Source organism: Kitasatospora sp. NPDC056184, assembly GCF_042268405.1.
Classification (GTDB): Bacteria; Actinomycetota; Actinomycetes; order Streptomycetales; family Streptomycetaceae; genus Kitasatospora.
Map to the genome: position 1 here is coordinate 1 of NZ_JBHJUI010000029.1, position 22,557 is coordinate 22,557.

The 22,557-nt window shown below is 73.4% G+C and carries 13 protein-coding genes and 2 pseudogenes; 12 read left to right on the top strand and 3 right to left on the bottom strand.

The window, feature by feature from the left end; all coding sequences use genetic code 11:
- A pseudogene (locus tag ACFC0B_RS35255) lies at positions 1-289 on the top strand (MFS transporter); the annotation flags it as partial.
- 334 nt (positions 290-623) lie between these two features.
- Entirely contained in the window at positions 624-1,157 is a 534-nt protein-coding gene (locus ACFC0B_RS35260; RefSeq protein ID WP_376095830.1) for a GNAT family N-acetyltransferase, read from the top strand.
- A gap of 89 nt (positions 1,158-1,246) precedes the next feature.
- Here the strand turns inward: ACFC0B_RS35260 and ACFC0B_RS35265 are convergent, their stop codons facing one another.
- Positions 1,247-1,741 (bottom strand): YbaK/EbsC family protein, encoded by a 495-nt coding sequence (locus tag ACFC0B_RS35265; RefSeq protein WP_376095833.1) that lies wholly within the window; start codon positions 1,739-1,741, stop codon positions 1,247-1,249.
- 33 nt (positions 1,742-1,774) lie between these two features.
- Positions 1,775-3,505, bottom strand: a pseudogene (locus ACFC0B_RS35270) (2-isopropylmalate synthase); the annotation flags it as partial.
- 733 nt (positions 3,506-4,238) lie between these two features.
- Here ACFC0B_RS35270 and ACFC0B_RS35275 point away from each other — a divergent pair.
- The 6 genes from ACFC0B_RS35275 (at position 4,239) to ACFC0B_RS35300 (ending at position 11,161) form a co-directional block, all read left to right on the top strand.
- The gene (locus ACFC0B_RS35275) at positions 4,239-7,277 is read left to right on the top strand and encodes a nitrate- and nitrite sensing domain-containing protein (RefSeq protein WP_376095581.1); all 3,039 of its coding nucleotides are present in this window, start codon (positions 4,239-4,241) and stop codon (positions 7,275-7,277) included.
- Positions 7,274-7,705: a roadblock/LC7 domain-containing protein gene (locus ACFC0B_RS35280; protein ID WP_376095584.1), complete on the top strand. Its 432-nt coding sequence runs from the start codon at positions 7,274-7,276 to the stop codon at positions 7,703-7,705. The genes ACFC0B_RS35275 and ACFC0B_RS35280 overlap by 4 nt, the downstream gene beginning before the upstream one ends.
- Positions 7,706-7,712: 7 nt before the next feature.
- Positions 7,713-8,144 carry a DUF742 domain-containing protein gene (locus tag ACFC0B_RS35285; RefSeq protein WP_376095587.1) on the top strand — a complete coding sequence of 144 codons (432 nt, stop codon included), beginning with the start codon at positions 7,713-7,715 and terminating at the stop codon, positions 8,142-8,144.
- A 3-nt stretch (positions 8,145-8,147) separates the two neighbouring features.
- Positions 8,148-8,771 carry an ATP/GTP-binding protein gene (locus tag ACFC0B_RS35290; protein WP_376095590.1) on the top strand — a complete coding sequence of 208 codons (624 nt, stop codon included), beginning with the start codon at positions 8,148-8,150 and terminating at the stop codon, positions 8,769-8,771.
- Between the two features lie 50 nt (positions 8,772-8,821).
- Positions 8,822-9,955 carry an FAD-dependent monooxygenase gene (locus tag ACFC0B_RS35295; protein WP_376095593.1) on the top strand — a complete coding sequence of 378 codons (1,134 nt, stop codon included), beginning with the start codon at positions 8,822-8,824 and terminating at the stop codon, positions 9,953-9,955.
- Between the two features lie 120 nt (positions 9,956-10,075).
- Positions 10,076-11,161, top strand: a complete 1,086-nt coding sequence (locus tag ACFC0B_RS35300; protein WP_376095596.1) for an aminotransferase class I/II-fold pyridoxal phosphate-dependent enzyme — start codon at positions 10,076-10,078, stop codon at positions 11,159-11,161.
- On the opposite strand, the gene ACFC0B_RS35305 is transcribed toward ACFC0B_RS35300, so the two are convergent.
- Positions 11,106-11,909, bottom strand: coding sequence for a serine hydrolase (locus ACFC0B_RS35305; RefSeq protein ID WP_376095599.1), 804 nt, complete (start codon positions 11,907-11,909; stop codon positions 11,106-11,108). The genes ACFC0B_RS35300 and ACFC0B_RS35305 overlap by 56 nt on opposite strands.
- Before the next feature lie 198 nt (positions 11,910-12,107).
- Between ACFC0B_RS35305 and ACFC0B_RS35310 the strand changes: the two genes are divergently transcribed.
- The 4 genes from ACFC0B_RS35310 to ACFC0B_RS35325 all read left to right on the top strand — a co-directional run bounded on the left by ACFC0B_RS35310 (position 12,108) and on the right by ACFC0B_RS35325 (position 22,500).
- Complete coding sequence (locus tag ACFC0B_RS35310; protein WP_376095602.1) at positions 12,108-14,522, top strand: hypothetical protein; 2,415 nt, start codon at positions 12,108-12,110, stop codon at positions 14,520-14,522.
- A 251-nt stretch (positions 14,523-14,773) separates the two neighbouring features.
- Entirely contained in the window at positions 14,774-17,191 is a 2,418-nt protein-coding gene (locus ACFC0B_RS35315) for a PKD domain-containing protein (protein WP_376095605.1), read from the top strand.
- A 210-nt stretch (positions 17,192-17,401) separates the two neighbouring features.
- Complete coding sequence (locus tag ACFC0B_RS35320; protein WP_376095608.1) at positions 17,402-19,822, top strand: PKD domain-containing protein; 2,421 nt, start codon at positions 17,402-17,404, stop codon at positions 19,820-19,822.
- A 254-nt stretch (positions 19,823-20,076) separates the two neighbouring features.
- A complete protein-coding gene (locus tag ACFC0B_RS35325) occupies positions 20,077-22,500 on the top strand; it encodes a PKD domain-containing protein (RefSeq protein WP_376095611.1) in 2,424 nt (807 codons plus the stop codon).
- The last annotated feature ends 57 nt before the right edge of the window (positions 22,501-22,557 follow it).

The window sequence follows — 22,557 nt, forward strand, 5'->3', positions numbered from 1 at the left end:
GCTGCTGCTGGCCGCCAACCTCCTGCTCGGCACCGGCTTCGGCTTCGCCAACGCGCCGATCACCAACACCGCCGTGGGCGGCCTGCCGGCGGACCGCGCCGGGGTGGCCGGGGCGATCACCTCGACGGCCCGCCAGCTCGGCTCGGCCGTCGGCATCGCCCTGGCCGGCGGCCTGGTCGCGGGCGCGGGCCCGGCCGGGCTCACCGCGGCCTCCCGCCCGGGCTGGCTGGTGGTCACCGCCTGCGGCCTGTTCCTCCTCGTGGTCGCCCGCGCCGCCCCCCGCCGGTAAATCGGGTGCACCGGCTCGGGGCCGCGTGCTACGGTCGCCGCCCCGGGCCCGCAGAGGGGTCCGGGCCTCGCACGGGGTACGACGTGAACGACAGGGACGGTGAATCGTGGCCACGGTGACTGCCGCCGCGCACCCGCTGCGCGGCACTCGGACGGTTCTCATCTCCTCCCGGGTCCCGGTCTGACCTTTCACGTTCGACGCGTTGGGCACATTCGACGCGTTCGGCACGTCCGGTGCGTTCAGCACGTCCGGTGCGTTCGGCCGGGGCCCCTCCGACTCCGAGGGTTCCTCCGTGTCTTCTTCCTCTGCTTCCTCCTCCTTCTCCTCTTCCTCCCTGCCCGCCACCGCCTCCCGCTGGCGCACCCGCGCCGAGCGGCCAGCTGACGTGCCCGCCGTGCACGCGCTCACCGTCGCCGCCTTCGGGCGGCCGGCGGAGGCCGACCTGCTCGGCCGGCTGCGCGCCGACGCGGGGTGGATCGACGGTCTGTCGGTCGTCGTCACCGAAGCCGCCGACCCCGCCGACTCCCCCGTCGGGCATGTCGTCCTCACCCGCGCCTTCATCGGCGAGGTTCCGGCCCTCGCCATGGGACCGGTCTCGGTGCACCCCGGCCATCAGCGGTCCGGCGCCGGGTCGGCCGCCGTGCGGGCCGCGCTGGACACCGCCCGGGCGCGGGGCGAGCGGTTCGTGATCCTGCTCGGACACCCTTCCTACTACCCGCGGTTCGGCTTCGTCCGGGCCTCGGCGCACGGCGTCGCGCTCACCGTCGACGCGCCGGACGAGGCGTGGATGGCCCTGAGCCTCGACCCGGCGCTGCACCCGCTGCCGTCCGGGACCGCCCGCTGGGCCGCCGCGTTCGGCATCGAGTGACCGGACCCGGGGCGGCCCGACCACGGGCCGCCCCGGCACCCGATCCCCCGGCCCCCTCCCCGGCACCCGATCCCCGGCGGACCCGGCCGCTACTCCTGCGGCGGGGCCACCGCCGACGGCGTGCCGCCGGTCAGCTTCAGCAGTTCCTCGTACGTCATCGGCACGACGGTGTGCGGGTGCCCGGCGGCGGCCCACAGCAGGTCGTGGCCGGCGAGGTCGGTGTCGACGACGGTGCGCAGCGGGGCCGGGTGGCCGACGGGGGCGACGCCGCCGATGGCCTGGCCGGTGGCCCCGCGGACCTGGGCGGCGCTCGCCCGGGTGATCGGGCCGGTGCCCAGGACGCGGGCGAGGTACCCGGTGTCGACGCGGTGGGCGCCGCTGGTCATGACGAGCAGGGGCGCGTCGTCGCAGACGAAGACCAGGCTGTTGGCGATGGCGCCGACCTCGCAGCCGAGGGCGGCGGCCGCTTCGGCGGCGGTGCGGGCGGAGTCGGGCAGGACGCGGATCTCCCCGGGCAGGCCGGCCTCGGCGAGGGCGTCGGCCACCGCCCGGCTGCGGCTGGGCAGGGACGTGTCGTCGGTCATCGCCCCATCCTGCCGGACCGCGGGAAGGGCGCCCGCCCGCCCGACCGCGCTGAGCACCGCCCGCACCCCGGCCGCCAGCACCGAGGAGTCGCGCCCGGCGCCCCAGACCGCCTTCCCGTCGACCCGCGCCTCGACGTAGGCGACGGCGTCGCTGTCGGGGCCGGTGCGCACGGCGTGCTCGGTGAACCCCAGGATGTCCACGGCGTGTCCGGCCGCGCCGAGCGCCGCCGCCACGGCGGCCAGCGGGCCGTTGCCCTCGCCCCGGTGCTCGGCGGCGCCGCCGAGCGAGACCGTCGCCCAGTGCCGCCCGCCGGCATCCCCGGTCCGCCCGTCGACCTCTCCCGTCCGCCCGCCGGCATCCCCCGTCCGCCCGTCGACCTCCCCGGTCCGCCAGCGCGCCGATGAGGGGGCCGCGTCCAGGTAGGTGGCGCGGAACAGCGCGTACAGCTCGTCGGCGGTGATCTCGCGTCCGCTGTCGTCCGTCGACTCCTGGACGACCCGGGAGAACTCGATCTGCAGCCGCCGCGGCAGGTCCAGCCCGTGCCCGGTCTGCAGCAGGTAGGCGATGCCGCCCTTGCCGGACTGGCTGTTGACCCGGATCACCGCCTCGTAGTCGCGCCCGAGGTCCGCCGGGTCGATCGGCAGGTACGGGACGTCCCAGGGCGCCTGCCCGGGCGGGACGCCGAGGCGTTCGGCGGTGGCCGCGTGGTGGGCCAGGCCCTTCTTGATGGCGTCCTGGTGGGTGCCGGAGAAGGCGGTGTGGACGAGGTCGCCGACGTAGGGGTGGCGCTCGGGGACGGGCAGCCGGTTGCAGTGCTCGACGGTGCGGCGGATCCCGTCGATGTCGGAGAAGTCGACCATCGGGTCGACGCCCTGGGTGTGGAGGTTCAGCGCGAGGGTCGCCAGGTCGACGTTGCCGGTCCGCTCGCCGTTGCCGAACAGGCAGCCCTCGACCCGCTGGGCGCCCGCCAGCAGGGCGAGTTCGGCGCAGGCGACGCCGGTGCCGCGGTCGTTGTGCGGGTGCACGGAGAGGATCACCGCCTCGCGCCGGGCCAGGTGCCGGTCCAGGTACTCGATCTGGTCGGCGTAGACGTTGGGGGTGGCGATCTCGACGGTGGCCGGCAGGTTGTGGATCACCGGGCGGTCCGGGCTCGCGTCCCACAGCTCGGTGAGGCCGTCGCAGAGCTCCAGCACGTAGTCCGGCTCGGTCAGGTTGAAGACCTCGGGCGAGAACTGGAAGCGGATGCCGGGGTGGTCGCCGGCCCGGCGGGCCATCCGCTCGGCGGCGGCGGTGACCAGCTCCCGCACCTGGGCGCGGTCGCGGCCGAGGACGAGTCGGCGCCAGGCGGGGGCGGTGGCCGTGTAGAGGTGGACGACGACCCGGGGCAGGCCCGCGACGGCCTCGAAGGTGCGGTCGACCAGGTCGGCGCGGGCGGCGGTGAAGACGACCACGGTGACGTCCTCGGGCACCGCGCCGGGGGTGGTGGCGAGGTGGCGCACGAAGTCGAAGTCGGTGCGGCTGGCGGAGGGGTAGCCGACCTCGATCTCCTTGAAGCCCATGGCGAGGAACAGGTCGAACATCCGGCGCTTGCGGTCCGGGTCCATCGGCTCGGCGAGCGCCTGGTTGCCGTCCCGCAGGTCGACCGGCACCCACAGCGGGGCCCGTTCGATCCGCCGGGCGGGCCAGCGGCGGCCGCCGGGCAGGGCGTCGACCGGCGGCAGCGGGACGCGGGCGTGGGCGGGGCGGTAGCGGTGGAACGGCATCGCGCTGCCGCGCTGGCGGTTCCAGGCGGGGGCGTCGGCCGGGACCGGTCCGGCAGGTGTCCGCAGGGTGGCGGAGGGTTTGACGTTCTGTGCGGATTCGGTGGAGCGCACGGGGTGCGGCGTCCTTCCCTGGTTCGGTGTCGAGGGGACGACGACCGGCAGCACGGCGACCCGCAGCGGGGTGCCGGTCTGTCAGACCCCGCTGCGGCCACCGAGAAGAAGGCTCCACGTCTGCATGATGCCGGGTACCGTAGCCGTGAACCGCGGGCCGGGACAACCTCGTTCCACTCCTCGGGACTTGCCGCCCGGCCCGGGCGAGCGGGCGCGGGCCGGCGCGGGACGGACGCCCGTCCGGAGCGGAGCGCTCCGGGCCGGTCCCGGTGGGACCCGGGCGGCGCCCGGATGCCGCCCTGGTGGGACCGTGAATCCCGCGCTTCGGCGATGTCAAGGACTTGTGTGTGCACCGCCCGAAGGTCGAACGCGCTTTCACTGCTAACACACCGTATGACTAGTATCGCCTCGTCATAAAGCCCGTGCCCCGGTCGGTGCAGCCCTCACCGGGCCGGCCGCCAGCCCCAAGGAGTCAGCTCTGCGCGCGCGTGCGAATCGGCGGCCCCCGACGCCGAAGGCCCCCCGCAGGCGTCGTCCGCGCCTGTCGCTGCGGACGGCACTGCTCGTCCTCGCCCTCGTCCCCAGCATCGCCCTGGCCGTCCTGTGGGCGGTCACCAGCGGTGTGACCTTCCTCGACTTCCTGCGTCAGGCGGACCAGGGCCTGCTCGCCCAGAAGGCGGGACAGCCGTCCAACATCGTCTACTACAACCTCCAGGAGGAGCGCCGGCTCAGCGCCGAGGCGCTCGCCCGGCCCGGCACCGCCGCCGTCGCCGACCAGCTGAAGCGCCAGCGCCAGCTCACCGACGAGGCCGTCCAGAAGTTCCGGGCCCTCTCCGAGGAGACCGCCGACAGCGCGCCCGCCGAGGTGCTCACGGCCGTCGCCGAGGCCCGGCGCGCGCTGGAGAAGCTGGGCGACCAGCGGTCCGCCGTCGACAAGGGCACCGCCGACCAGCAGGGCGTCTACACGTACTACACCGACCTGATCGCCGTGGACCTGCGGCTGTTCACCGCGCTCAGCCACGTCGACAACGGCGAGGTCACCTGGATCTCCAAGACCCTGGTCAACGCCTTCTGGGCGAAGGAGATGCTGGCCCGCGAGGACGCGGTCCTGGCCCGCGGCTGGCCGTCCGGCAAGCTCAGCGCCTCCGACTACCAGCTCGTCCAGCAGGCGGTCGGCGCCCAGGACCACCTCTTCACCGTCCAGGTCGTCCCCTACCTGCCGGAGGACGAGCGCGGCGCCTGGTCGGAGCTGCTGAGCGGCCCCGCCTGGCAGGCCAAGGCCTCCGTGGAGCAGGCGCTCACCCGCCCGGCCGCCGCCGACGCGACCGGCACCGTCCGGCTCCCGCAGCTGCAGGACCAGTGGCGCCAGGCCCTCGACCAGGTCAACCCGCAGCTGGTGAAGGTCCTGGAGACCCGTACCGACGGCGTGGTCGAGGTCGGCAAGGGCTCGTTCCTCTCGCTGCTCACCCGGGTCGCGCTGACCGCCGTGATCGGCCTGGTCGCGCTGATCGCGGTGGTCGTCACCAGCTGGCGGCTGACCCGCTCGCTGCGCCGCCGGATCAAGGAGCTGCACGACCAGGCGCAGGAGCTGGAGCGCACCCTGCCCGAGGTGGTCGAGCGCCTCGCCCGCGGCGAGCAGGTCGACGTCGAGGCGGAGAGCCGGGCGATCACCGCCGGCTCGCGCGCCCGCGGCGGCGACGAGCTGGCCGAGCTCGGCCAGGCGATGAACCTGGCCCGCACCTCCGCGCTGGAGACCGCCGTCCGGCAGGCCGAGCAGCACCGCGGCTTCGAGCGACTGCTCCAGCGGATCGCCCGCCGCACCCAACTGCTGATCGGCCAGCAGCTGCGCAAGCTGGACGCCCTGGAGCGCCGGCACGAGGACCCGGAGGTCCTGGAGGGCCTGTTCGACCTCGACCACCTGACCGCCCGCCTGCGCCGCTACGAGGAGAACCTGGTCATCATGGCCGGCGGCCAGCCGCAGCGGAAGTGGCGCAAGCCGGTGCCGCTGCTGGACGTGCTGCGCTCGGCGCAGGGCGAGGTGCAGGAGTACCGGCGGATCGTGCTGGACGTCGAGGGCCACCCCTGGCTGTCCGAGCGGGCGGTCGGACCGGTCGCCCACGTGGTCGCCGAGCTGATGGAGAACGCGGCGAGCTTCTCGAAGCCGCCCACGCCGGTCGACGTGCGGGCAGCCGTCGTCGGGCGCGGGCTCGCGATCGAGATCGAGGACCGCGGCCTCGGCATGGACCTGGAGCAGTACGACGCGGCCAACGCGCTGATGGCCGCCGCGCTCGCCGACGACCCGCCGCGCACCGACATGCTCGCGCGCGGCGACGACATCCGCCTCGGCTTCCACGTGGTGGGCCGGCTGGCGGCCGCGATCGGCCTGCAGATCGAGTTCCGCCCGTCGGCCTTCGGCGGGACCAGGGTGGTCGTGCTCGTCCCCGGCGAGTACGTGCTGGACGGGGACGCGGGGCTGCCGGACGACGGCGCGGTCACCCCGATCCCGCTCGCCCGGCGCCAGCGGCCCGAGCAGCGCGAGGAGACCGCGTCGCTCGCCTCGGTGACCGAGATGCCCTCGGCCGCGACCGTCCCGGCGTCCTCGCCGGTCGTCGCGGTGGACGAGGCGGAGGAGCGCGCGGCCCTGGAGGCCCCCGCGGCCGACCCGGACCCGGACCCGGCGGGCGGCGACTGGTTCACCCCCGGCGCCCACCCGGGGCAGGCCCAGGCCTTCGCCCACGTCGAGTACGTGCCGCCCTCGGACGACGAGGTGCTCAAGGCCCCGGCCCACGGCGGATTCGACGGCTTCGAGGACGGGTTCGAGGACGGGTTCGACGACGGCTTCGCGACCCGGAACGCCGACGGCTTCGTCCACGGCGCCCACGGCGACCCCGACGGCTACCTGCACCCGCTCGCCGAGCCGGGCCGACCGGTCGAGCACGGCTCGCCCGCCGACCCCTACGGCACCGGCTACATCAGCGGCACCGGCATCGGCACCGCCACCGGCTACGTCAGCGGCACCGGCACCGGCACCGCGTACGGCGCCCCGGCGCACGGCGTGCCCGCGCAGCCCGGGCCGTCGGCCGGCCCGCCGGCCGGCTACGACGACCCTGCCTACCCGGACATCGCCTACGCGACGGTCATGCCCGCCGAGGCCCCGTACGCCGACGAGCAGTACCGGCCCGCCGACCACTACCGGCTGGCCGAGCGGCGCCGCGAGGAGGGCGCGCCCGCGTCCTCGGCCTCGCTGCCCCCGCTGCCGCAGCGGGTCCGCCAGGCCAGCCTGGCCGCCGAGCTGCGCGACCCCCCGCCGCCCCGGGCCCCCCGCGCCGCACGCACCGGCGCCGACCCGGCCGCCGTGGGACCGTTCCAGCGCGCACCGCGCCGCTCGGGCGCCACGGTCGGCGCCTTCCAGCGCCAGTCCCGGGCCGCCCGCGGCCTCGACGGCACCGAGCCCGCGGCCGCCACCGGCCCCACCGGTCCCGCCGGTCCCGCGGACCCCGACCGCACCGCCGCGGACCACGCCGCGACGCACCGCGGCCTGCCGCCCGGCCCGGCCGCCCCTCCGGCCGTCACCGGCCCCCCGACTCCCGCGCCGGGTCCCTCCCCCTGGGCCCTCCCGGCCGCGGACCCCCGAACCACGAGGACGGAAGAGCAGTCATGAACCGCACCATCGCCACCCACCAGGACCTCGACTGGCTGCTGGACGGACTCGTCGACACGGTGCCCGGGACGAGAAGCGCCGTGCTGCTCTCCGACGACGGCCTGGTCGTCAGCCACTCGCGCTCGATCGACCGCGCCGACGCCGAGCGCCTGGCGGCCGTCGCGACCGGCCAGCAGAGCCTCGCCCGGGGCATCGGCCAGCTCTTCGACGGCGGACCGGTGCACCAGGTGATCATCGAGCTGGCCGAGCTCTGGCTGTTCGTCATCGCCGCCGCCCAGGGCACCCACCTGGCGGTGGTCGCCGACCAGGAGGTGGACGCCGAGGTGATGTCGGTGGCCATGCACCAGCTCGTCCAGCAGGTCGGCCAGAAGCTCAGCACGCCGGTCCGCAGCGAGTTCGACGCCTTCGCCGCCAGGAACCGGGGGTGACGCCCCGGTGAGGCCGCACTGGAGCGAGCTGCCCGACGAGGACGAGGACGACGACTACGGCGCGGGCACCATGGTGCGCCCGTACACCATCACCCGCGGCCGGACGGCGCCGGAGCACGACCACCTCACCCTGATCACGCTGATGACCACGGTGGAGGAGCTCGCGGACCCGGTGCTGGCCGCCCGGTCGTCCGGTACCCGCGGGCTGCAGCCGGAGCACCGCCTGATCCTGGAGCGGTGCCGCCGGCCCGCCGCCGTCGCCGAGGTGGCGGCCGGGCTCGACCTGCCGGTCTCGGTGACCAAGATCCTCCTGGGCGATCTCATTGCCCAGGGGTTGCTGCGGGCCCGGGCGCCGATCTCGGTGGCCCGGGCCTCGGGGGACGGCGGCCTGGACCTCGGGCTGCTGACGGCCGTACGCGAAGGACTCCGGAGGCTCTGAACCATGGCACGATCCGCACCTCTCCCCTCCTCCCCCTCGTCCACCACCTCCGCCGCCTCCCCCGCCGCCTCGGCCTCGGCCGTGAAGATCCTCATCGCCGGCGGCTTCGGGGTCGGCAAGACCACCCTGGTCGGCTCGGTCAGCGAGGTCGCCCCGCTGCGCACCGAGGAGTACCTGACCCGCGCCAGCGAGGGCGTCGACGACCTGTCCGGGGTGGACAGCAAGGAGACCACCACGGTCGCCCTGGACTTCGGGCGGATCACGGTCAGCCCGGAGCTGGTGGTCTACCTGTTCGGCACGCCCGGCCAGGAGCGCTTCTGGTTCATGTGGAACGACCTGGTGAACGGGGCGCTCGGCGGCATCGTGATCGCCGACACCCGCCGGCTGGACAGCAGCTTCGCCTCGATCGACTTCTTCGAGAGCCGCGGCATCCCGTTCGTGGTGGCGATCAACTGCTTCCACGGCGAGAACACCCGCACCGTCGCCGAGGTCCGGGCCGCGCTGGACCTCGACCCGCAGGTGCCGATGCTGGTCGGCGACGTGCGGGTGCGGGCGTTCGGACGGGACCTGCTGCTCGCCCTGGTCGACCACCTGATGGAGCTGTCCGCCGGGGCCGCGGTCCGCTGAATCGTTTCCCCTCCTCTCCCCGCTTCCTCCCCCTTTGGAGTACCACCACCATGACCCCACCCCTGCGCGTCCTCGTCCACGGCGCCGGCATCGGCGGCCTGACCGCCGCCACCGCCCTCGCCGGCCGCGGCCACCGGGTCGACGTCGTCGAGCTGCGCGACGCCCTGGAGGCGCTCGGCGTCGGCATCATCCAGCCCTCCAACGCGCTGCACGTGATGCGCGAGATCGGCGTGCTGGAGCAGTGCCTGGCGGTCGGCTTCGCGTGGGAGGTGCTCACCATCTGCGACCCGGCCGGCGGCGTCCTCGCGAAGATCCCGCAGCCCCGGATGGGCGACGCCCCGTCCAACAACGGCATCCCCCGCCCGGCGCTGGCCCGGGTGCTGGGCGAGGCCGCCACCGCCGCCGGCGCGACCCTGCGCTTCGGCACCACGATCGCCGAACTCACCGACGAGGGCGAGGAGGTGGCGGTCACCCTGTCCGACGGCAGCAGCGCCCGCTACGACCTGGTGGTCGGCTTCGACGGCATCGGCTCGCCGCTGCGCAAGCGGCTCTACGGCGAGAAGTACGCGCCCGAGTACACCGGCTTCGCCAACTGGCGCGTCACCCTGCCGCGTTCGCCCGAGGTGCAGGGCGTGGTGATGTCCACCGGCAACCTCGCCGCCAAGGCACTGCTGACCCCGATCAGCGACGACCTCATGTACCTGGGCTCGGTGTTCGCCGAGGCCGAGGACTTCCGCCCGGACCCGGAGCGCGCCCACGAGCAGCTGCGCGAGCGCCTGGCCGGCTTCGGCGGGCCGATCGCCGAGGCGCTGGCCCGGGTGACCGACCCGGCGGCGGTGGTGTACTCGCGGATCTCGCAGGTCACCGTCGAGGAGCCGTGGCACGTCGGCCGGGTGGTGCTGGCCGGCGACGCCGCGCACGCCTCCACCCCGCACCTGGCGCAGGGCGCCGCGATGGCCGTCGAGGACGCCCTGGTGCTCGCCCTGAGCCTGGACGCCGCCGACGCGGTGCCCGCCGCGCTGGCCGCCTGGGAGGAGCGCCGCCGGCCGCGCGCCCTGTGGGTGCAGGCACTGTCCCGGGCGGTCCTCAAGCAGGAGACCGGCACGCCGACCACCCCGGAGGAGGACGAGCTGCTCAAGGTCGGCATCCCGGGCGCGGCGCACGTGCTCGTCAAGCCCTACTGACCCACCCGGTCCCCCTCGCACGCGAACCACCCCGGCCCGGTGCGGACTTGTGTCCGCGCCGGGCCCCGGACAGACTTGACGCCCGTCCGACAAAGTGGCCTGCCGCCCGAGGAGTGACGGATGACGCCGTCGTTGTTCCGCATGCTCGACCTGCACGAGGCCGTGGAACGGGCCCGGCAGCGACCCGACGGGCGGCTGTTCGTCTCCGACTACAACGGCGGCCACCCCTTCGTCGCCGACTACCTCGGCGACCTCGCGCACACCCCGCCCTACCGGCTCGGCGACGTCGGCCGCTACGCGGCACTCGACGAGGACGCCGCACTGCGCGCCAAGATCGCCCGGCTGCACGAGAGTTACGACGCCGAGCCGTGCTCCCCGGAGCAGGTGGTGCCGGCCGGCGGCGCCAGCGCACTGCTGGGCACCTTCTGCACCTGGCTGCGCACCACCGGCCGCACCCGGATCCACTACCTGCCGCCGGTCTACTACAAGTTCGCCTACTTCTTCCGGGAGTTCGGCATCGAGCCGGTCCCGGTCGCCGAGGCGCACGCCCACCAGCCCGGGTTCGAGCTGCGCCTGCCCGAGGAGCGGACCGTCCTGCTGCTCACCGACCCGGTCTGGTACACCGGCCGCCGGGTGCCCGAGCGGGTGCTGAAGCAGCTCGCCGAGTGGCAGCGCGCCACCGGCTCGCTGGTGTTCGTCGACGGCACCTTCCAGTACATGCGCTGGGACGGCGGGCGCCGCGAGGACTCCGCCGCGCTGCCCGCCGACCTCACGCTGCGGATGGTCTGCCCCACCAAGTACCTGTCCATCCACGGCTACCGCTGCGCCCACCTGCTGGTCCCGGAACCGCTGCGGGAACCGCTCGCCGACCTGCACCTCAACCTGCACGGCGACGTCACCCTGGCCGACCGGCTGTTCGCCCACCGGGCCGCCGACCTGATGCTGATCGAGGGCAACCACCGCCTGCTCGACCACGTCCGCGCCAACCACCAGCGCCTCACCGCCGCCGGCGCGCTGGCCGACCAGGCGCCGATCGAGACCGGCTACTTCCTGTTCGCCCGCCCCACCGCCCCGCCGGAGCGCCTGATCGCCCTGGACGGCCGGTACTTCGAACTCCCCGGCCACCCCGGCTTCGTGCGGATCAACCTGCTCAACGAGCCGGCCCTGACGGGTCTGGAGGAACTGGCCGGGCACCGCCCCGGGTGATCGCGTGCCGGCGCTCCCAGACCGCCGCCGAGACCCGGGCCACCAGGCGGGCGGCCGGGTCGTCCGCCGCCGCGTCGGCGCCCGAGGCGAGCGGGCCGGTGTAGCAGACCGCCAGCAGGTACGGCGGGCAGTCGTCCGGGCGCACCAGGCCGACGCAGTGCCGCACGCCGGGGAACCAGCCGTTCTTGAACGCCACCCTGGTCCCCGGCGGCAGCCCCGCCGCGAGGTCGACCCGGAAGGCGTTGCGCTCCAGCAGCGCGAGCAACTCCGGTTCGCCGTCCAGGGACTGCAGCAGCCGGACGAGGTCGCGCGCGGTGACCCGGTTGTGCACCCCGGCCGCGCGCGCCGGGTAGTCCTCGATCCCGCGCGGGCTGGCGCTGAGCGTCGCCCCGGCACGCCGCCACACCTCGGCCACCGCCCCGTGGCCGGCCCGGGCCAGGCAGAGGTTGGTGGCGAGGTTGGAGGAGTGGGTGATCATCCGCTCGGTGAGCAGCCCCAGCGGCACGGTGGCGCCGAGCAGCGTCCAGGGCACCGGATCGCTGTCCCAGTCCGGGTCGTTGGTGAACTCCCCGCCCGCCCGCGAGGCGAACCCGTTCACCACCGGCACCGGCTCGCGGGGGTCCGCCCCGGCCAGGTGCAGTGCGGCCAGGACGGCCACCTTCATCGTGCTCGCGGCGTCGTGCGGCTCGTCCCCGTTCCGCACGAACACCGGTTCTGCGCCCCACGGGGCGACCACCACTGACAGCATGCCCGCCACCGTCCCCGCCCGGGGGCCCTCCGAAACCGCCGCCGCGGTCTCGATGGGGATACCCCGTTGAGGGGGCGTGAAGGGCTCGTGGATACTTGTGCCGCTCGCGCGGACGGTCCGTCTGCGAAGGGCTTCTGTCGGCGTGCCAGTTCGGTCGGCGCCGACCTCACACCGTGTCACTCCGGGGGGAACCCAGCCATGTCACTCTCCCGTCGCGCCGGCCTCGCCGTCGCGATAGCCGGCTCCGCGGTCGCCGCGACCGTGCTGCCGTTCACCGCCCAGGCGGAGAGCACCGTGCTCTACGTGGACAACCAGGCCACGTGCTCGGACAAGGGCACCGGCACCCAGGCCCAGCCGTTCTGCACCATTCAGGCCGCGGCCGACGTGGTCGAACCCGGCCAGACCGTGCGCCTCACGCCGTTTCGCCAGTTCGCCGGCCAGGTGACGGTCAAGCGCTCCGGTCAGCCGGGCAAGCCGATCGTCTTCCAGGGCGACGTGTCCGCCCTCGCGCCGTCCACGGGTGTGAACGCGTCGGGCGAGGGCTCGACCGACGCTCACGCCTTCGTGCTGGACGGCGTCCACGACGTCGCCCTGTTCGGCCTGGGCCTCAAGGCCCCGCAGGAGGCCCTGCTCGTCAAGGACTCCACGCGGATCGCCCTGGACCGCGCCTATGTGATCGGCGGCGGGACCGCCAACGACCCGAACCCGACCGCGAGCATCCGGGTCACCGGGGCCAGTGCCGATGTCACCGTCAGCCGCGCCCACGTCTTCTCGCCGCCCGTCGCGGGCGTCGCGATCGACGCCGGGGTGACCGGCACCGTCGTCACCACCAACATCATCGCCGAGGCCACCGGCCGGGGCGTGCTGGCCATCGACGCCCCCGGCACGGTCGTGGTGGGCAACACCTTCGCCCGCAACTGCGGGAGCGACGTGGAACTCGCCGGCACCTCCGCGGGAGCAGTGGTCGAGAACAACATCCTCACCAAGCGCCCTGCCCCCATCTGCGGCGGCACGCCCTCCGCTGCGGCGCCGCTGGTGGTGTCGGCCGGCTCGGTCCAGGGCACCAAGGCCGACTACAACACCGTGGTCCCGCTGAGCGGGACCACGGCCTCCTACTCCTGGGGCGGCACCTCCTACGCCACCCCCGAGGAATTCCGGGCCACCGGCCAGGGCGCGCACGACAACGCCGTCGTCCCCACGTTCTCCTACGACTACACGACGGCCGCCGCCGCAGGTCTGACGGACGCGGCCGACCCGGCCGCGCCCGGTGTGCCGGCCACCGACTTCTTCGGCAAGGAGCCGGCCGACCATCCGGATTTCGCCAACACCGGCCCCAGCGGCTACCGGGACCGCGGCGCCCAGGAGCTGCCGGACCCGCTGGGCGTCTCACTGGGCGGCCTCCCGTACGCCCAGGAGGGCCACCCGCTCAATGCCCGGTTCACGGCCGGCTACGCGCCGAGCTGGGCGCCGGGTACCGCCACGCTGGACTTCGGGGACGGCAGCGCGCCCCGAACGATCGAGCCCGGCGGACCGCGGTTCGTCGACCACGACTACCCCGCCGTCGGCAGCTATACCGCGACGCTCACCGGCACCAGCCTGACCGGCCCGTCCCGCACGGCCACCGCCCAGGTGACCATCGCCCCGGTCCCGGAGCCGACGACGCAGTTCTGGTGGAGCGCCGGTGACCGCTCCCGCGCCCAGATCACGCTGAACGCCCACAGCGTCAGCCCCTGGCCGATCGTCCGGCACACCGTCGACTTCGGAGACGGCACCGCGCCCGCGGTCAGCGAGGGCCCCAACGCCAACCCGGGCTTCAGCCACGAGTACGGCGTCGGCGGCAGCTACACCATCACCGAGACCGTCGTCGACGACCACGGCCGCACCGCGATCCACACCGAGACCGTCAGGGTCGCCGGCCCGCAGGCCGGCGTGCCGTTCACCGGCTACTTCGACGGCCCGACCAGCCACAACGGCCTCTTCGACAACGGTGTGTGGACGCTCTCCTACGACAAGACCGACTCCCGCCCCGGCTACGTCTGGGGCTTCGGCAACCCGGGCGACATCCCGGTGGTCGGCAACTGGGACTACACCTGTCAGTGCCAGCTGGGCATCTACCGGCCCGGCACGGCCACCTTCGCCCTCAGCCGCCGTGACGGCTCCATCTCGCACGTCCCCTTCGGCAACCCCGGCGACCTGCCCGCCGTCGGATCCTGGGACCGCAACGGACACGACCAGGTCGCCGTCTACCGCCCCAGCACCGCCGAGTTCTGGGTCCGCCACGACGACGGCACCTACAGCTCACTGCACTTCGGCAACCCCGGCGACCAGCCCGTCGTCGGCGACTGGGACGGCGTCGGACACTCCCAGTTCGGCCTCTACCGCCCCGCCGCCAACCCCTCGGAGCCGAACCTCTTCATCTTCCGCCACGACGACGGCAGCTACTCCACCGTCACCTACGGCAACCACGGCGACCTCCCCGTCGTCGGCGACTGGTCCGGCGTCGGCCGCACCTCCTACGGCATCTTCCGCCCCGGAACCCACCAGTTCACCCTGGACAACTCCTACGCCGGACGCCCCGACAACGTCTACACCATCTACAACACCATCGGCTGACACCGATCACGCATGCCGGGGCGGTGCTCGACCGAGCACCGCCCCGGCGGCATGTCCACCACCGCCCCCCGCCCGCGGGCCGTCCATAGAACGCCCGACCCCCTTGGGGCGGTGCCCCGTTGAGGACGCGTGAAGGACTCGTGGATACTTGTGCCGCCCTCCCGGACGGTCCGTCTGCGAAGGGCCTCGGTCGGCGTGCCAGTCCGGACGGCGCCGACCTCACACCGCGTCATTTCAGGGGGGTCCCAACCGTGCCACTCTCCCGTCGTGCCGGCCTCGCCGTCGCGATAGCCGGCTCCGCGGTCGCCGCGACCGTGCTGCCGTTCACCGCCCACGCCGAGAGCACCGTGCTCTACGTGGACAACGCCGTCGCCAGCTGCTCCGACAAGGGCACCGGCACCCAGGCCCAGCCGTTCTGCACCGTCCAGGCCGCCGCCGACGTCGTCGAACCCGGCCAGACCGTCCGCCTCGCGGCGTTCCGTCAGTTCACCGGCCAGGTCACGGTCAAGCGCTCCGGCCAGCCGGGCAAGCCGATCGTCTTCCAGGGCGACACCACCTACGGTTCGCCGAACACGACCGTGGACGCCGCGGGCCAGGGCTCGACCGGCCCCCACGCCTTCGTGCTGGACGGCGTCCACGACGTCACCGTATCCGACCTGTCCATCGAGGCCCCGCAGGAGGCCGTGCTCGTCAAGGACTCCACCCGGATCGCCCTGGACCGGACCCATGTGAACGCCGACGGGACCGCCACCGGCCCCGGGGCGACCGCCAACATCCGGGTCACCGGGACCAGCTCCAACGTCACGGTCAGCCGCAACCGGGTCTACGCACCGGCCGTCGCGGGCGTCGCGATCGACGCCGGAGTGACCGGCGCCGTCGTCACCACCAACATCATCGCCGACGGCACCGGCCGCGGTGTCCTGGTCACCGACGCCCCCGGCACCGTCGTGGTGAGCAACACCATCGCCCGCAACTGCGGGAACGACCTGGAGCTCGCCGGGAACTCCTCCAGAGCGACGGTCGAGAACAACATCCTGTCCAAGGACCCCGCACCGCGCGGCTGCGGCGTCCTGGTCCCCACCACGGTCCCGCTGGCGGTGTCGGCCGACTCGGTCCAGGGCACCAAGGTCGACTACAACACCGTCGTATCGCTGGTCAGGAGCATGACCTCCTACTCCTGGGGCGGGACTGCCTACGCCACCCCGCAGGCGTTCCGGGCCACCGGCCAGGGCGCGCACGACAACGCCGCCGACCTCAGGTTCGACTCCAGCGACAGGCCGATCGCCGCCGAGGGCCTGACGGACGCGGCCGACCCGACCGCACTCGGCCTGCTGTCCACCGACTTCTTCGGCAAGGAGCCGGCCGACCACCCGGGCATCGCCAACACCGCCCCCAGCGGCTACCGGGACCGCGGCGCCGTCGAGCTCCAGGACCCGCTGGCCATCTACCTGAGCGGCGTCGCGTACTCCCAGGAGAACCACCCGCTCAACGCGCGGTTCACCGTCAACTACTACCCGGGTTGGGGGCGCGAGAGCGCCACGCTGGACTTCGGGGACGGCAGCGCGCCCCTCACGATCGCCTCCGGGGACCGGGTCATCGACCACGACTACCCCACCGCCGGCAGCCACACCGCGACGCTCACCGTCACCAACCAGGCCGGTGAGGCCGGCAAGGCCACCGCCCCGGTGTTCCTGAGCCCGGTCCCGCAGCCGAGTACGCGGTTCTGGTGGAACTACGGTGACCGCTCCCGCGCCCAGATCGTTCTGAACGCCCAGAGCGTCAGCCCCTGGCCGATCGTCCGGCACACCGTCGACTTCGGCGACGGCACCGCGCCCGCGGTCAGCGAGGGCCCCAACGCCAACCCGAGCATCACCCACGAGTACGGAGTCGGCGGCAGCTACACCATCACCGGTACCGTCGTCGACGACCACGGCCGCTCGGCGAGCTACACCCAGACCTTCGGGATCCCCGGGCCGCAGGCCGGCGTGCCGTTCACCGGCCACTTCGGCGGCCCCACCAGTCACAACGGCGTCTTCGACAACGGTCTGTGGACGCTCTCCTACAACAAGACCGACTCGCAGCCCGGCACCACCTGGTACTTCGGCAACCCCGGAGACATCCCCGTGGTCGGCAACTGGGACTACACCTGCCGGTGCCAGCACGCCATCTACCGGCCCAGCACGGCTGCCTTCGACCTGAGCCGCCGTGACGGCTCCATCTCGCACGTGCCCTTCGGCAACCCGGGCGACCTGCCCGCCGTCGGCTCCTGGGACCGCAACGGACACGACCAGGTCGCCGTCTACCGGCCGAGCACCGCGGAGTTCTGGGTCCGCCACGACGACGGCAGCTACACCCCGCTCCACTTCGGCAACCCCGGCGACCAGCCCGTCATCGGCGACTGGGACGGCGTCGGACACTCCCAGTTCGGCCTCTTCCGCCCTGCCCGCAGCCCGTGGGAGCCGAACCTCTTCATCTTCCGCCACGACGACGGCAGCTACTCCACCGTCACCTACGGAAACCAGGGCGACCTGCCCGTCGTCGGCGACTGGTCCGGCATCGGCCGCACCTCCTACGGCATCTTCCGCCCCGGCACCCACCAGTTCACCCTGAACAACAGCTACGCGGGCCGCGCCGACAACGTCTACACCATCTACAACAACTACAACTGACACCGACCCACCCACGCACAGCCCCGGGGCGGCGCTCGACCGAGCGCCGCCCCGGCGGCCTCGGGGGATACCCGGTTGAGCAGGCGTGAAGGGCTCGTGGATACTTGTGCCGCCCTCCCGGACGGTCCGTCTGCGAAGGGCCTCAGTCGGCATGCCAGTCCAGTTCTCGGCGCCGGCCTCACACCGTGTCACTCCAGGGGGATCCCACCCATGCCACTCTCCCGTCGTGTCGGCCTCGCCGTCGCGATAGCCGGCTCCGCGGTCGCCACGACCGTGCTGCCGTTCACCGCCCACGCCGAGAGCACCGTGCTCTACGTCGACCAGCGCGCCACCACCTGCTCCGACAAGGGCGCCGGTACCCAGGCGCAGCCGTTCTGCACCATCCAGGCCGCCGCCGACGTGGTCGAACCCGGCCAGACCGTCCGTCTCCCGGCGAACCGCCGGTTCACCGGCCAGGTCACGGTCAAGCGCTCCGGCCAGCCGGGCAAGCCGATCGTCTTCCAGGGCGACACCACCTATGGCGCGCCGAACACGACGGTGAACGCCGCGGGCGAGGGCTCGACCGGCGTCCACGCCTTCGTGCTGGACGGCGTCCACGACGTCACCGTGTCCGGCCTGAGCCTCGGGGCCCCGCAGGAGGCCGTGCTCGTCAAGGACTCCACCCGGATCGTCCTGGACCGCGCCTACGTGAGCGGCGGTGGGGCCGTCGCCGACCCCGGGGCGACCGCGAACGTCCGGGTCACCGGGACCAGCTCCAACGTCACGGTCAGCCGTGTCCGGGTCTTCTCCCCGCCCGTCGCGGGCGTCGCGATCGACGCCGGGGTGACCGGCGCCGTCGTCACCACCAACATCATCACCGACGGCCCCGGCCGCGGTGTGCTGGTCACCGACGCCCCCGGCACGGTCGTCGTGGGCAACACCATCGCCGCAAACTGCGGCAACGACCTGGAGCTCGCCGGGAACTCCGCCGGAGCGGTGGTCGAGAACAACATCCTCACCAAGCGCCCCGCCCCCCGCTGCGGCAGCACGCCCACCATCGCCGTCCCGCTGGTGGTGTCGGCCGGCTCGGTCCAGGGCACCAAGGCCGGCTACAACACGGTCGTCGGACCGGGCCAGGCCTCGGCCTCCTACTCCTGGGGCGGCACCTCCTACGCCACCCCCGAGGCGTTCCGGGCCACCGGCCAGGGCGCGCACGACAACGCCGTCGATCCCGGGTTCGGCGACGACTACGACTACCAGCCCGTCGCCGCCGAGGGCCTGACGGACGCGGCCGACCCGACCGCACCCGGCGTGCCGGCCACCGACCTCTTCGGCAGGGAGCCGGCCGACCACCCGGGCATCGCCAACACCGGCCCCAGCGGCTACCGGGACCGCGGCGCCCTCGAACTGCAGGACTCGCTGAGCGCCTCCCTGAGCGGCCTCCCCTACTCCCAGGCGAGCCACCCGCTCAACGCGCGGTTCACCGTCAACTACACCGCGAGCTGGGCACCGGGCACCGCCACGCTGGACTTCGGTGACGGCAGCACGCCCCTCGTGGTCACCCCCGGGCAGCGGTTCGTCGACCACGACTACCCCGCCGCCGGCAGCTACACCGCGACGCTCACCGCCACCGGCCAGGCCGGCGGGGTCCGCAAGGCCACCGCCACGGTGCTCCTCAACCCGGTCGCACAGCCCTGGACGCAGTTCTGGTGGAGCGCCGGTGACCGCTCCCGGGCCCAGATCACGGTGAGCGCCGAGAGCGTCAGCCCCTGGCCGATCGCCCGGCACGTCGTCGACTTCGGCGACGGCACCGCTCCCGTGGTCAGCGAGGGCCCCAACGCCAATCCGAGCATCACCCACGAGTACGGGGTCGGCGGCAGCTACACCATCACCTCGACCGTCGTCGACAACCACGGCCGCACCGCGAGCCAGACCAAGACCGCCGGGGTCGGCGGCCCGCAGGCCGGCGTGCCGTTCACCGGCTACTTCGGCGGCCCCACCAGCCACAACGGCCTGTTCGACAACGGCACCTGGGCGCTGTCCTACAACAAGACCGATTCCCGTCCCGGCAGCACCTGGGGCTTCGGCAACCCGGGTGACATCCCGGTCGTCGGCAACTGGGACTACACCTGCCAGTGCCAGCACGCCATCTACCGCCCCAGCACCGCCGCCTTCGACCTCAGCCGCCGCGACGGCTCCATCTCGCACGTGCCGTTCGGCAACCCGGGCGACCTGCCCGCCGTCGGGTCCTGGGACCGCAACGGACACGACCAGGTCGCCGTCTACCGACCCAGCGCCGCCACCCTCTGGATCCGCCACGACGACGGCAGCTACACCCCGCTGCACTTCGGCAACCCCGGCGACCAGCCCGTCGTCGGCGACTGGGACGGCGTCGGACACGCCCAGTTCGGCGTCTTCCGCCCGGCCGCCAACCCATGGGAGCCGAACCTCTTCATCTTCCGCCACGACGACGGCAGCTACTCCACCGTCACCTACGGCATGCCGGGCGACCTCCCCGTCGTCGGCGACTGGTCCGGCACCGGCCGCACCTCCTACGGCATCTACCGCCCCGCCACCCACCAGTTCACCCTGAACAACAGCTACGCCGGACGCCCCGACAACGTCTACACCATCTACAACAACATCGGCTGACACCCGTCCATGACACGGGGGCGGTGCTCGACCGAGCGCCGCCCCCGCGGCGTTCCCGGGCCCTGACCCAGCGGCGGCGACACGGCTCCGAAGGTCTCCGGACGGCTGGCAGGGATACCCCGTTGAGCAGGCATGAGGGGCTCGTGGATACTTGTGCCGCTCTCGCGGACGGTCCGTCTGCGAAGGGCTTCTGTCGGCGCGCCAGTTCCGACCGCGCCGGCCTCGCACCGTGTCACTCCAGGGGGAACCCGCCCATGCCACTCTCCCGTCGTGTCGGCCTCGCCGTCGCGATAACCGGCTCCGCGGTCGCCACGACCGTGTTGCCGTTCACCGCCCACGCCGAGAGCACCGTGCTCCACGTGGACAACCGCGCCACCGTGTGTTCCGACAAGGGCACCGGCACCCAGGCGCTGCCGTTCTGCACCATCCAGGCCGCGGCCGACGTGGCCGAACCCGGCCAGACCGTCGACATCGCGGCGAACCGCCAGTTCACCGGCCAGGTGACGGTCAAGCGATCCGGCCAGCCGGGCAAGCCGATCGTCTTCCGGGGCGACGTCAGCTACGGTGCGCCGAGCTCGAGTGTGGACGCGTCGAGCCAGGGCTCGACCGGCCCCCACGCCTTCGTGCTGGACGGCGTCCACGACGTCACCGTGTCCGGCCTGAGCTTCGACGCTCCGCAGGAGGCCGTGCTCGTCAAGGACTCCACCCGGATCGCCCTCGACCGCAGCGACGCGAGCAACAGCGGGAACAGCTTCGCCCCCGGGGCGACCGCCAACATCCGGGTCACCGGGGCCAGCTCCAACGTCACGGTCAGCCGCAACCGGGTCTTCTCCCCGCCCGTCGCGGGCGTCGCGATCGACGCCGGAGTGACCGGCGCCGTCGTCACCACCAACATCATCGCCGACGGCCCCGGCCGGGGCGTGCTGGTCACCGACGCCCCCGGCACCGTCGTGGTGAGCAACACCATCGCCGCAAACTGCGGCAACGACCTGGAACTCGCCGGGAACTCCGCCGGAGCGACCGTCGAGAACAACATCCTCACCAAGCGCCCCGCCCCCGCCTGCAACAACACCCCGGCCCCGGCCCCCACCGCGGTCTCCCTGGCGGTGTCGGCCGGCTCGGTCCAGGGCACCAAGGCCGACTACAACACCGTCGTGCCGCGGAGTGAGACCTCGGCCTCCTACTCCTGGGGCGGCACCTCCTACGCCACCCCGCAGGACTTCCGGGCCACCGGCCAGGGCGCGCACGACAACGCCGCCGACCCCGGTTTCGCCGACGCCACCTACGAACCGGTCGCCGCGGAGGGCCTGACGGACGCGGCCGACCCGACCGCACTCGGCGTACTGGCCACCGACTTCTACGACAAGGAGCCGGCCGACCATCCGGGCATCGCCAACACCGCCCCCAGCGGCTACCGGGACCGCGGCGCCATCGAGCGGCAGGACCCGCTCTACGTCTCCGTGTACGGCTTCCCCTTCACCCTGGAGGGCCGCCCGTTCAACGCGCGGTTCAAGGCCGACTACGTGCGGAGCTGGTCGCCGGGTACCGCCACGCTGGACTTCGGTGACGGCAGCGCGCCGCTCACGATCCAGTCGGACCAGTTCGTCGACCACGACTACCCCGCCGCCGGCAGCTACACCGCGACGCTCACCGGCACCAGCCTGACCGGCCCCTCCCGCACGTCCACCGTCCAGGTGACCATCGCCCAGCTCCCGGAGCTCTGGACGCAGTTCTCGTGGAGCTTCAACGACCGGTCCCGGGCCCAGATCACGGTGAGCGCCGAGAGCGTCAGCCCCTGGCCGGTCGTCCGGCACGTCGTCGACTTCGGCGACGGCACCGCTCCCGCGGTCAGCGAGGGCCCGAGCAGGACCGCGAGCCTCACCCACGAGTACGGCGTCGGCGGCAGCTACACCATCACCGAGACGGTGACCGACAACCACGGCCGCACCGCGAGCCGCACCCGGACGGTCGGGGTTCCCGGCCCGCAGGCCGGGGTGCCGTTCACCGGCTACTTCGGCGGCCCGACCAGCCACAACGGCCTGTTCGACAACGGCGTGTGGACGCTCTCCTACAACAAGACCGACTCGCGGCCCAACAGCGTCTGGGGCTTCGGCAACCCGGGCGACATCCCGGTCGTCGGCAACTGGGACTACACCTGCCAGTGCCAGCACGCCATCTACCGCCCCAGCACCGCGGCTTTTGATCTGAGCCGCCGTGACGGTTCCATCTCGCACGTCCCCTTCGGCAACCCGGGCGACCTGCCCGCCGTCGGGTCCTGGGACCGCAACGGACACGACCAGGTCGCCGTCTACCGCCCCAGCACCGCCACCCTCTGGATCCGCCACGACGACGGCAGCTACACCCCACTGCACTTCGGCAACCCCGGCGACCAGCCCGTCGTCGGCGACTGGGACGGCGTCGGACACTCCCAGTTCGGCGTCTACCGCCCCGCCGCCAACCCCTGGGAACCGAACCTCTTCATCTTCCGCCACGACGACGGCAGCTACTCCACCGTCACCTACGGAAACCACGGCGACCTCCCCGTCGTCGGCGACTGGTCCGGCGTCGGACGTGCCTCCTTCGGCATCTACCGCCCCGCCACCCACCAGTTCACCCTGAACAACAGCTACGCGGGCCGCCCCGACAACGTCTACACCATCTACAACAACTACAACTGACACCCACCCACACCCCCGGGGCGGCGCTCGACCGAGCACCGCCCCGGCGGCGTTTCC